This window comes from Pseudomonas sp. EL_65y_Pfl1_R83 (assembly GCF_963970695.1).
Taxonomy (GTDB): Bacteria; Pseudomonadota; Gammaproteobacteria; order Pseudomonadales; family Pseudomonadaceae; genus Aquipseudomonas; species Aquipseudomonas tritici.
The window spans coordinates 464,176-475,035 of record NZ_CAXAQI010000001.1; the positions used below are offsets into that span (position 1 = coordinate 464,176).

General features: G+C 57.2%; 12 protein-coding genes and 5 pseudogenes. 6 read left to right on the forward strand and 11 right to left on the reverse strand.

The window, feature by feature from the left end:
* Nucleotides 1-3: 3 nt before the first annotated feature.
* The 6 genes and pseudogenes from AACY08_RS02135 to AACY08_RS02160 form a co-directional block, all read right to left on the reverse strand.
* Nucleotides 4-144 (reverse strand): hypothetical protein, encoded by a 141-nt coding sequence (locus AACY08_RS02135; protein ID WP_339467706.1) that lies wholly within the window; start codon nt 142-144, stop codon nt 4-6.
* A pseudogene (locus tag AACY08_RS02140) lies at nt 143-494 on the reverse strand (spermidine/putrescine ABC transporter substrate-binding protein PotF); the annotation flags it as partial. The pseudogene AACY08_RS02140 and the gene AACY08_RS02135, both read right to left, overlap by 2 nt.
* A gap of 20 nt (nt 495-514) precedes the next feature.
* Entirely contained in the window at nt 515-1,294 is a 780-nt protein-coding gene (locus AACY08_RS02145) for an amino acid ABC transporter ATP-binding protein (protein WP_339467708.1), read from the reverse strand.
* 2 nt (nt 1,295-1,296) lie between these two features.
* Nucleotides 1,297-2,073: an amino acid ABC transporter permease gene (locus AACY08_RS02150; RefSeq protein ID WP_065874057.1), complete on the reverse strand. Its 777-nt coding sequence runs from the start codon at nt 2,071-2,073 to the stop codon at nt 1,297-1,299.
* 11 nt (nt 2,074-2,084) lie between these two features.
* Complete coding sequence (locus tag AACY08_RS02155; protein ID WP_339467710.1) at nt 2,085-2,891, reverse strand: ABC transporter substrate-binding protein; 807 nt, start codon at nt 2,889-2,891, stop codon at nt 2,085-2,087.
* 69 nt (nt 2,892-2,960) lie between these two features.
* Nucleotides 2,961-3,629, reverse strand: coding sequence for a GntR family transcriptional regulator (locus tag AACY08_RS02160; RefSeq protein WP_339467712.1), 669 nt, complete (start codon nt 3,627-3,629; stop codon nt 2,961-2,963).
* 204 nt (nt 3,630-3,833) lie between these two features.
* Here AACY08_RS02160 and AACY08_RS02165 point away from each other — a divergent pair.
* Both AACY08_RS02165 and AACY08_RS02170 read left to right on the forward strand, forming a co-directional pair.
* A pseudogene (locus tag AACY08_RS02165) lies at nt 3,834-3,959 on the forward strand (BamA/TamA family outer membrane protein); the annotation flags it as partial.
* Nucleotides 3,960-4,028: 69 nt separating this feature from the next.
* The gene (locus AACY08_RS02170; RefSeq protein WP_339467715.1) at nt 4,029-4,880 is read left to right on the forward strand and encodes a lipopolysaccharide biosynthesis protein; all 852 of its coding nucleotides are present in this window, start codon (nt 4,029-4,031) and stop codon (nt 4,878-4,880) included.
* 184 nt (nt 4,881-5,064) lie between these two features.
* Here AACY08_RS02170 and AACY08_RS02175 read toward each other — a convergent pair whose 3' ends face one another.
* The 4 genes and pseudogenes from AACY08_RS02175 to AACY08_RS02190 all read right to left on the reverse strand — a co-directional run.
* On the reverse strand, nt 5,065-5,646 hold the full coding sequence (locus AACY08_RS02175; RefSeq protein WP_339467717.1) for a tail assembly protein: 582 nt from the start codon (nt 5,644-5,646) through the stop codon (nt 5,065-5,067).
* Nucleotides 5,647-5,735: 89 nt separating this feature from the next.
* The gene (locus AACY08_RS02180) at nt 5,736-6,026 is read right to left on the reverse strand and encodes a hypothetical protein (protein ID WP_339467720.1); all 291 of its coding nucleotides are present in this window, start codon (nt 6,024-6,026) and stop codon (nt 5,736-5,738) included.
* A gap of 215 nt (nt 6,027-6,241) precedes the next feature.
* Complete coding sequence (locus tag AACY08_RS02185; RefSeq protein WP_339467723.1) at nt 6,242-6,667, reverse strand: hypothetical protein; 426 nt, start codon at nt 6,665-6,667, stop codon at nt 6,242-6,244.
* 184 nt (nt 6,668-6,851) lie between these two features.
* Nucleotides 6,852-7,214, reverse strand: a pseudogene (locus tag AACY08_RS02190) (NlpC/P60 family protein); the annotation flags it as partial.
* Between AACY08_RS02190 and AACY08_RS02195 the strand changes: the two are divergent.
* The 4 genes and pseudogenes from AACY08_RS02195 to AACY08_RS02210 form a co-directional block, all read left to right on the forward strand.
* Nucleotides 7,215-7,580, forward strand: a pseudogene (locus tag AACY08_RS02195) (phage tail tape measure protein); the annotation flags it as partial. It abuts the pseudogene before it with no gap.
* Nucleotides 7,580-8,440 (forward strand): annotated as a pseudogene (locus tag AACY08_RS02200) (tyrosine-type recombinase/integrase); the annotation flags it as partial. The pseudogenes AACY08_RS02195 and AACY08_RS02200, both read left to right, overlap by 1 nt.
* 283 nt (nt 8,441-8,723) lie before the next feature.
* A complete protein-coding gene (locus tag AACY08_RS02205; RefSeq protein WP_058421011.1) occupies nt 8,724-10,178 on the forward strand; it encodes a tyrosine-type recombinase/integrase in 1,455 nt (484 codons plus the stop codon).
* 90 nt (nt 10,179-10,268) lie between these two features.
* On the forward strand, nt 10,269-10,628 hold the full coding sequence (locus AACY08_RS02210) for a hypothetical protein (RefSeq protein WP_339467726.1): 360 nt from the start codon (nt 10,269-10,271) through the stop codon (nt 10,626-10,628).
* Here AACY08_RS02210 and AACY08_RS02215 read toward each other — a convergent pair.
* Nucleotides 10,621-10,860, reverse strand: a 240-nt coding sequence (locus tag AACY08_RS02215; RefSeq protein WP_339467728.1) for an integrase core domain-containing protein, incomplete at its 5' end; no start/stop codon positions are given. The two genes, AACY08_RS02210 and AACY08_RS02215, sit on opposite strands and share 8 nt — an antisense overlap.

The window sequence follows — 10,860 nt, forward strand, 5'->3', positions numbered from 1 at the left end:
AATTCATTGGCCGAACTTGATGCGGTTCCATTCCCGGGTCATCAGGCGCTGGATATTTTCCGGCAGGTCGGCGGAGACAAAGGTATGGTTGATTACGTCGTCACCGGGGTAGATGCCCGGGTTACCGCTGACTTTCGGGTCCATCAGCGGCGTCCAGGCGTTGCATCAGGCGTGGGTCGAGGTGCTTCCAGTTATCCAGCACGTTACGTTGCAACGGTTGGTAGGCGCCGGCACGAATCTGCTTGGTCAGGAACTGGCTGGACGGCACCACCAGGTCGTAACCCGAATGCCCAGAGCAAATTGGCTTCAAGCATTTCATTGGTGTCGAAGATGTCGTATTGCACCTTGATGCCGCTGTCTTTCTCGAAGTTCTTCAAGGTGTCAGGGCCGATGTAGTCGGACCAATTGTAGACCTTGGCCACAGGCGTGGCAGCCTGGCTCATCGGCACAACGGCGGCGCAGCACAGCACCGCAAACAAACTTGATACACGCATGACGGATTTCCTTGGAAAGGTCATAACACGCGGCTGAGAAAGGCCCGGGTACGGGGGTGGCTGGGGTGGCTGAAAATCTGTTCCGGCGGCCCTTGTTCGATGAGTTCGCCCTGGTCGAGCACCACCACGCGGTCCGCCACTTCACGGGCAAAGCCCATTTCATGGGTGACCACCACCATGGTCATGCCCTCCTCGGCGAGCTCCTTCATCACCTGCAGCACTTCGCCGACGGTTTCAGGGTCGAGGGCGCTGGTGGGTTCGTCAAACAACATGGCCTGGGGTTTCATCGCCAGGGCACGGGCAATGGCCACCCGTTGCTGCTGGCCGCCGGAGAGCATCGACGGATAATGGTTGGCCTTGTCCGCCAGGCCCACGCGCGCCAGTAATCCATGAGCCAGTTCCAACGCTTCGGCGCGTGGCGTGCCGAGCACCTGGATCGGCGCTTCGATGATGTTTTCCAGCGCAGTCATATGAGGGAACAGGTTGAAACGCTGGAACACCATGCCGATGTCGCGGCGCTGGCGGGCGATATTGCGCTCCGAATCGCGCACCAGGCTGCCGTCGTTGCGTTCGCGGTAGCCCATGGCGCGGCCGTTGACGCGAATACGCCCGCCCTGGATGTCTTCGAGCAGGTTGATGCAGCGGATAAAGGTGGTCTTGCCGGAGCCGGAGGCGCCGATCAGCACCACCACTTCGCCGCGTCGTACTTGCAGGGAAATGCCCTTGAGGATCTGCAGCGTGCCAAACGACTTGTGGATATCCAGCGCTTCGATGATCAGTTCTTCACTTTGGTGCGCCATGGTTAGCGTCCCCTCAGCAATTTAAGGGTGTTGCGCCCGAACATGCGACTGGCCGCCGGCGGTGGCGCGGAAGGCCGGTCGGACTGGCCGAAACGCGCCTCCAGCCAGCGCTGGAAAAAGCCCCACAGCGTAGTGAGCATCAGGAAGTAGATCGCCACCACCAGGTACAGCTCGAACACGCGGAACGTTGCCGAGGTGACCATTTGGGTGCTGAGCAGCAACTCCTGCACACCGATCACGCTGACCAGGGTGGTGTTCTTGAGCATCACGTTGAACTCGTTGCCCAGCGGCGGCACGATCACCCGGAACGCCTGGGGCAGCACGATGCGCCGCATCAGCTTGGCGAAACCCATGCCGAGTGAACGTCCGGCCTCGTACTGGCCCTTGTCCACCGCACCGATGCCGGCACGGATGATCTCGGCCATGTACGCACCTTCATTCAGGCCCAACGCAATAATCGCCGCCTGGATGTTGCCGGGGACAACCAGGCCAAACAGATCGATATCCTCAAAGCGGAAAATCCCGCCCGCCGCCAGCGCCGTGTACAGGAACACAATCTGCACCAGCAATGGCGTGCCGCGCATCAGCCACACATAAAAACGCACCGGCAGGTGCAGCAGCGGGTTCTTTGACAAGCGCAACAGCGCCGCCGCCAGGCCCAGTGCGCAGCCCAGCAACATCGCCGACACGGCGATCAGGCACGTCAGCCACAGCCCGGTGAGGTACACCCCGCTGGGCTGCAACAGGTACTGCCAGAACACATCCCAATTGAAGTTCATTGCGGGAAACCTCAGTCGAGAGTGTCGCTGCTGACATGCCATTTATTCAGCAACGCGACGTAGCTGCCATCGCTGCGCATGTCGCTGATCACCTGCTGCACGGCGGCGGTCAGTTGCGGGTCGTCCTTGCGCATGCCCAAGCCGGTGAGGATCCGGCTGAACGCCGGCACGCCTTCCTGGAACAGGTCCGGGGCCATCGCGGCGTAGTAGCCGGCGGTTTCCACGGTAGTGCCGTAGGCGTCAACTTGGCTGATGCGCAGGGCCTGGAACGCATCGGTGTCGGTGTTGTAGACCACCAGTTTCATCGGCGGCTTGCCGGCCTTGGCCAGGTTGTCGTTTTGCGTGTCCAGCAGGGTCTTGATGGTAGAACCGTTGAGTACGGCAACCTTGTGCCCGGACAGATCATCGAGGGTCTTGATGCCTTTGGGATTACCCTTGGGCACTACTACCGATTGGCTGGAATACATGTAGTTGACGATGTCGATCACTTGGCGGCGTTCGGGCTTGTCGAACAGCTGGTCGACGATCATGTCGCACTGCTGGGCGAGCAGCGCCGGCACCAGCCCGGAGAATGGGATGACCCGCCACTGCACATTTTTATCGCCCAGGCGCTTGGCGATCTCAAGGCCGAGGTCGACCGTGAGCCCACGCGGTTTCTGCGTTTCGTCGAAGGACACCAGGGGCGGTGAATCCATCCCCGAGCAGTAGGTGAGTTTGTCGACCGTTAATAGGCGATCCGGCACCTGCGGTGCAGCGCAGGCCCATTGAGTAAAGAGACCGAGGGAGACAGCCACCAGCAAGGCGCGGCGTTTATGCATGACCAGACACTCCAGTTCGTGGGTACAACGGGGGGGCAGGACTCAACGTCAAAACACAGCAGGTCTTTGTTATTTTTCGGTTTGCAGGAACTGGATCAGCGCCGGCACCGTGCCTTCGATGTGCTCGCGCACCACGGCTTCGGCGCGGGCGGCGTCACCGGCGCGAATCGCATCGAGGATCACCGCATGTTCCTGGCGTGCGCTGAGGGGTTTTTCGCCGTGTTGCAGCCACAGGCGCATGGGCGCTTCCACCAGCGAATAGAGCGCCGATATCTGCTTCAACAGGCGCGGCCGACCGCTGAGGCTGCACAGGTATTCGTGGAAGGCGCGGTGGCGGCTGACCCACGCGGCGCTTTCGTCGCGGTAGTCGTCCATCTCATCGAGCATGCGCTCCAGCGCAGCCAACTGACGCTCGCCGATACGACCCACCGCGACGCGCACCGCCAGGCCTTCGAGGGCACTGCGCATTTCGAACACCTCGTGCAATTCGTCGATATCCAGTCCGCTGACGATGGCGCCACGGTTCGGCCGCAACGTCACCAGGCCATGTGCATCCAGGCGGCGGAAGGCTTCACGTACCGGCATGCGGCTCATGCCGATCTCGCTGGCGATGTCTTCGGCGATCAGCCGGTCACCTTTGCGATAGCGACCACCACAAATAGCATCGAGCAGGAAGTTGTAGGCCTCCTCCTCTGCGGTGAGGGGCTGACGGTCAACATAAGCGGGGGCAAATTGCATCGGCAGCACCTTTTGAATTTTTGTATCCAATTATCCACGAATACAAAAAAGCAGAATGTGTGCCAACTTTGCCGAGATGCGCCAAGCGATTGATTCAGATTGAATAGATTGCAAATGTCGAAGGATAAGCGGAAGGCTTACGTAGGAAATTGCTACGAAATGGCTCATGAACGCCCCATCCGTGAGCACAAGTAACACGTACGGTTGGGTGTGGGGGGGACGTGGTACAGCCCGCTTGGGCCGTTGAGTGTGAACCTGGCGTATCCGATTCGTACGCCTGAGAACGCGCAGAAGCAGGTGTTTCAGTTCTCCATGGGGCAGACGTTTTAAAGGGAACTCAGTGCCCGTCATCGGGTCGGCTGATATACGTATTTACCTTTAGCCGCAAGGTAGGGCCCGATGAAACAGACGTCCCTCGTCAATGCGAAGCCTGTGGACAATATCAAGCAGGCTTTGTACATGCGAGATTCAGCGCGACAGCGTTCAAACAAACGTTGCCTGACTACGCAGGATTTCGGCTCTTGTCGGCACATTGAAACAGGTGCCGTTTTCATCATCGCTTCAGGCGCATCGGCAAAGTCGTTTTCTCTCGAGAAATTTGCGCACGTGCCGATGATCACGATGAATGGCGCTATCTCCATGTTTCAGGACACCGACGTCAAACCGTATTTTTATGCCTGCACGGATAGAAGCTTTTCCGAACAGCAGCCGGAATTATTCAAACACGCCATGGCGATCAGCCAGAGGGTCGCGCTTTGGGAAGACCACGGGCGATCGTCGCGTGCTCGCCCAGCCGGACGTCTGTATCCGCTGACCAAAGCTAAAAGACCTTCTTGGCTGGATTCTATGCTGGGTAGACGCCGCACGTTGGTCGTCAATCATCCCTTGCTACCCCATCGCAAAAGACTGCTGGGATTCAGTAAAGACATGAGCCAGGGCTTCTTTGACGCAAGAACCGTGGCCTATCTGGCGATACAGTTGGCCTTCCACGTCGGATTCAGCAAGGTTTTTCTCGTCGGGGTGGATCTGGACGAAAACGCTGGAAGGTTTTACGAGACCCAGGAATCGAAAAACTCTCCCTGCGGACTCGACCAACACTACTTCACACGCATACTGCCGTCGCTCGAGTTGATGTCCAAAAAGGTCATGGGCGAGGACTTCATGGTTTATAACCTCTCTGACATTTCAAGAATTCCGGACAGTGTGGTCCCGCAGGTCACGCTTGCAGAGGTTGAGGCGATGCTCGGGTAGCAGGCATCGTATTTTATCGCCAGTGACCCACCGACTGTTCTGGCTCGCAGGCGTAACGGAGTAAGCAACGGTCACCGTGAGCCGCCCTTGGCTCCATAGACGTCGATTTTGCATGCTGCGCCCATGCTTTTCTCCAGGCAATAAAAAACCGCCTCTCGGGCGGTTGCGGTTCTGCAGGTGGTGATTACACTCGGTCTTCGGCGTATATCTCGGCGCTGATAATCGCACCTCCCCACCGGCGCTCGCCAATGCAGAGCGGTACCGGGTTACCGGAGGCCGTGGTGTTCTTGGCGCTGCCGAAGGCGTAGCCGGGTGTGTTCTCTGGCGCTGCGCTGGTTTTGAGGCCGCCGGCTTGGGGGCTGAGCATTTGAATCACGCCGCCCAGCACCATCGATCCACCCATCATGATCAGCGCGGAACCGAAGGGTGCACCGGCGCCGAACGTGCCGCCGGTTATGACAAGGCCGACAACAATCAGCACAGCGCCGATGATGGTTTGCAGCGCCCCGCCGCGTTTACTGCCGGTGATGATCGGGGCAATTCGAATATCGCCGCCGCCCGCAAACCCAAGCTCCTTTTCTGCCAGGTTCGTCTTTCCTCGGAATACGGCGAACTCAATCCCCCGTGATTTGGCGTTCGATAGGAAGCGTTCAAATCCGGGGATCTGCACACACAGCGCCTTGATCGACTCTGCTGGTGAATTCACAGCCATGCGGAAGGACCGGCCAAACTGTCGAGGTTGACCGTAAAGCAAGATCGTGGTCATGGGCTGATAATTGATGGCAAGCTGCCACTGACTTTTCTCCGGACAATAAAAAAGCCCGCCGAAGCGAGCCTTTGATGAAGTGGTGCTGACTATAGGCAACCTTGCAGTGCAGCCAATCGCTTATTCGCAATCCAGTTTCCGACCACCACGTAATACTTCGCTTCGGCCCCCGAGCCTTTAGGCTGGATGTCAACGAAGTACTGGGATCCCTCGGTGAACACGGTGTAACCCGTATCGCGGCCAGGCTGAAGAGTTGCCCCAGGCGTACCGCCGAAGATTGACTGGTTCTGCCATTCGTACTGGACGCATTTAGCGAGCGCGGCGTCCGTTTTTTTGGAAGTGAGAACCTTGTAAGGGCCAGATTGGCGAGCCTCGTTCATGGTTGGCACCATACACCCAGCCAGCATCACCACCGGTACCACCGCTATCAAAATCCGTATGTCGTTCCCTCTTTGGTTTGGCGGGACTGTAGCATTGCCTGCTTTGAAATCTCTCAGGCAGTGAATTTTTTATGCGTCGTCGATGCTGAAAAATTGATGCATTAGAGGCGGTAAATCTAAATTGTCGGGAATAAATACGATCTACTGATCTGCAATCAATGCTTCAAAGCATCACATTGGGCACGCAGGTCCGTGTCGGTGATCGAGCTGCAACTACCGTTGTTGGTTTTCGCCTCACACATATAGCGCTGATTACTGTCGATTATGCTACTACAGCTGTCTCCTTTGGTTTCAGCCATGCAGGTATAGCGTAGATCCCTGTCGTGGATCGAGTCGCAACTACCATGATTGGTCTTGGCATTGCAGTAATAACGCTGGTCAGGGTCGATGATGCTACTGCAAGTACCGCCGCTGGTTTCCGCGATACAGGTATAGCGCAGGTCTCCGGAGGAGATAGAGTTGCAGCTATCACGGCCTTCCTTGGCCCTGCAGTAGGTACGCTGGTCTAAATCGCGAATGCTGTCGCAGCCGGCAAAGGCATAGCTGCTAATCATAAGCAGTACTACAAAAATCAATCTCATCGTTTTCTTCCTTGGTTTGCCGGAAATCCGTCCAGCATCGTCGGCATCCCTGGCGAGCTGCGCAGATGCATGTCAAATTGACACTATCGCAAGAAAAAGTTCCCTCGCATCTTCAGCAGTCTACCCGCTGTCCGGGCGTCCAGCGTGGATGGAATGCCAGTGGCGACCGGGCGGCACTGCTGCGTCATGTTGGTTGTTTTGCGTCTTTGTGCTTGAGGACCAGGCGCGTCCTGTCATGCCCGGGTCCGCCGTAGACGATAATTTCTGACGCCTGCCGTATAGGTGGTGCAGCAGGAATGGGCCAGGGCCGAAGGTGCCTGACTCTTCGCTGGGCAACGCTGTGTCAGTACCCAGGTAAATCCCGGCGTGGTTCGGGTGTACTGTCCGCCCCGCATGCATAACAATCATGTCACCGCGCTGCGGCCAGTCGACCCGCACAAAGCCAAAACGCCTCGTAGTGCTGCTCGCACAGGCTCGCGTTCTCAGCGCTTTCCCACCAGCCATAGACGCGCTGGAAGGCTTCGAACTCCAAACCCCATTCGCGCTGGCAGAAGCGGACGTTGCGCAAAGCATCGATAAATCCACAGCGGCCAGGGATCGACAAGCTGGAGCAAGTCGCAAGGCAACTGACAGCGCAGTAGCGGAAATCTCCGTCATCAGTCAACTCGACAAGGCGATGACGGGCAATATCTCGAGTATGGAATCGCTGGTTCAGGCCGAAGGCTTGCTGGAGCGCGCCCGCAAGGGCGGCTTGGTCACCATCGAGGAGCAGGCGAAGTACCAGGATCAACTGGGAAAGGCCTACGACAAGATTGAAAAGGCGGAAGCCAAAGAGCTGGCCCAGAAGCAAAAGCTGATCGAGGCAGAGAATCGCCAGATTGATGTGCTGAAGCGCACCGTTAACGGTATTGAGATGTCCTGCCGCCGCGCGAGCTGGCCAAGGGCACTCTCGGCGTGTACGCGGTGCACTTCAGACGCTTCCGCCGTCAGTTCGAAGGAAAGGCGGTCGACCAAATATCAATTCGCATGGTTGCTGAAATGTTAGACGCACTCACGCCCCCCACAGCGAACCAGTGCCGTGCACTCCTGGCGGACATTTTCAACCACGCTGCAGCAAAAGACCTGTGCCCAGATAACCCAGCAGCAAGCACGATAAACCGAATCGAGAAGAAACTGCGCAAGCGCCACACCGTCGATGGGCTGAAGGCTATCCGCGAAAAAGCACCGACCTGGCTACAGAACGCAATCGACCTGGCGCTGATCACCGCCCAGAGGCGAACCGACATCCTGGGCATGCGTTTCGATGGGGTTCGGGATGAGTTTCTCTACGTGGTGCAGAAGAAAACTGCCAAGGCAACAGACGCGGCCTGGATTCGGTTCAGGGTCACGCCCGAGTTGCAGGCGGTAATCAGCCGGTGCCGCGATGATGTAGTTTCGCCGTACCTGGTGCACCGTAAGCCGGATCGGCTGAAACAGAAGCAGGCGCAGACAAAGGACCACTGGACGAAGGTTGAAGAGAGGTATTTGACGCGAGCATTCAAGGAGGTACGGGAGGCTGCGAACTGCTACGCGGGGTGGAAGGAAGAAGAGATGCCAGGCTTTCACGAAGTACGTGCGCTGTCGCTGCACCTGTACAAGAAAGCCGGAAAGTATGAGCAGAAGATCGCAGGCCATGCAAGCGAGGGTATGACCAAAAACTACCAGCGGGACCATGAGGAAATCATCTGGTCCGAAGCAATTCCGGACCTGAATATAAGCGAAATCACCGGGTAGTTTTGCGCGGGTTTTGCGCTGGCACAAAAAAGCCGATCCATCTGATCGGCTCAAGTGTCTGATTTTACTCAGGAATAATGGTCGGGACGGAGTGATTCGAACACTCGACCCCTAGCACCCCATCTCCTTTTTCATACTTCTTGAAAGACTCCAAAATTTTACTCTGGATTTTTCTAAGCTAGTATTTACTTGAGCTCCAGCGGTGTTCTGCTCTACGAGAGTCCAGTAACGTCCATCAAGAGCCGACGTTTTTGTGGGGGAAAAAGTAGGGGGAACCCATTTTATGGCCAAAATCACGATTAAAGAACTCGAGTCGCTGACTCCCAACGATGCCGGCCGAATCCTCCGGGAGGATGGCAATCTGGCCGGTCGAATCGCTGTTCGTAAGGACGGCGTGTCGGTCAGCTTTTTCTATCGTTATCGCTGGGGCGACCAAAATAAAGAGTACGCCTGCGGAACCTGGCCGCGCAAATCCCTGACGGACATCCGCAAGGCGCGCAACCAGGCCAGGGCGCTTATCGATGAGCAGATCAATCCCAACGAACACAAAAAAACCGCCAAGGCACAGGCATACGCCGCGGCTAACGTAGAGGCCGAACAAGTAAAAACGGTGAAGGTGCAAACGCTGACCGTCCAGGATCTGGCCAGCGCCTGGCTGTTGGATGGCGTCACGCGTAAAGACGGCAATGCCGAGTTGCAGCGCCGTTTTAACAAGGACCTATTCCCGGCACTTGGCAGGACCGCGGTGAACAATGTTTCCGAACACGATGTTCGGGCGCTGATCCGCACCGTGGTCAACCGCGGCGCTTACCGGCAAGCGATCAGCTTCTTCGCCGACCTCACCCAGATGTTCAGCTGGGCCAGAAAACGTCAGCCCTGGCGGGCCTTATTGATCGAGGGTGATCCGACGGAACTGGTCGACATCTCCCCCTTGATCCCGGCCGACTACGAGGCAGAAAGAAGCCGCATCCTTTCCCCGGCAGAGCTGTTGGAACTGCACAACCGCTTCCAGCAAATGACCGCCGATTACGACGCCCTCCCCGCGGGCCAAAAATACGACGGCATTCGTCCGCTAAAGAAGGAAACGCAGCTCGCGCTCTGGATTAGCCTGGGCACGCTGTGCCGAATTGGTGAATTGCTCCAGGCCGAATGGAAAAATGTCGATCTGGACCGGCAGACCTGGTTCCTCCCCAGCGAAAACGTCAAAGGCACCCGGGGCAAGAAACAGGACCACCATGTCTTCCTCTCCCCCTTCGCCTTGCATTTCTTTCAGGAGCTCAAGACCTTGACGGGAGACTCCCACTGGTGCTTTCCGAACAAGCAGGATGACGGACATGTGGACGTGAAAGTGGTGAGCAAGCAGGTGGGTGACCGTCAAGCCCGGTTCAAAAACCGCAAGGCCCTCTCCAGACGGTGCCATGACGATACCCTGGTCCTTGCCGACGGCCAAAACGGCGACTGGACGCCGCATGATCTGCGCCGTACGGGGGCGACCATGATGCAAGCCTTAGGCGTTAGCCTGGATGTCATTGATCGCTGCCAAAATCATGTACTGGCCGGCTCTCGGGTGAGACGCCATTACTTGCATCACGACTATGCCGACGAGAAGAAAAACGCCTGGAACCTGCTGGGCGATCGACTCAGTGCGGTGCTGTCCTCGACCTACGAGCACACGCCAAACGAGTCGATGTTGTCTTTTCCAGCGTACGCGGTGCCAGAGACACGAGCACCCTCATAGGCGGTTGCATCCAGAGTTTCCAGGAATTTAACATCCGCGACACCCCGTGTTATGACCTTAAATTCGCGATGAGCAAAGGTGACAGCCTGCATGTACACATTCGTGAGCTTCACCGTCGTGGAACTGTTCGAAAAAGTATGGCAAACACCCATGGTCAAACTGGCCCACGAAATTGGTGTTTCCGACGTCGCGGTCGCCAAAGCTTGTCGCAAAGCCGGCATCCCTCTCCCTGGGCGTGGCCACTGGGCCAAATCGGAAAAGCAGCGACAACGCAAACCCAAACCTCCCCAGGTCGATGGCAAGGTCCGATTCCAAGTGCTAGACCGTGACAACTCGCTCGCCACGGCTGGCACTGATTTGAACTCACCTATAGTTCGGCGAACGATTGAAGCCCCCTATCAAGTAACCGAGCCTCACGCGCTGGTGAGTCAATGTGTAGTGGTCAACTGATCCCGGACACGACGTTAAGTTTTTTCTCAGCCTGAGCCGGTGGCAGCCCACCATTAAATTGGTGCGGTCGAATCCAGTTGTACCGGTGCATCAAAAAATGGCTGATATCCCGCTGAGCTTGTTGGACCGTCGTGTAGCCCATGGTCGGTATCCACTCGGTTTTCAGGCTCCTGAACACCCGCTCCATCGGCGCATTATCCCAACAATTTCCTCGCCGGCTCATGCTCTGACG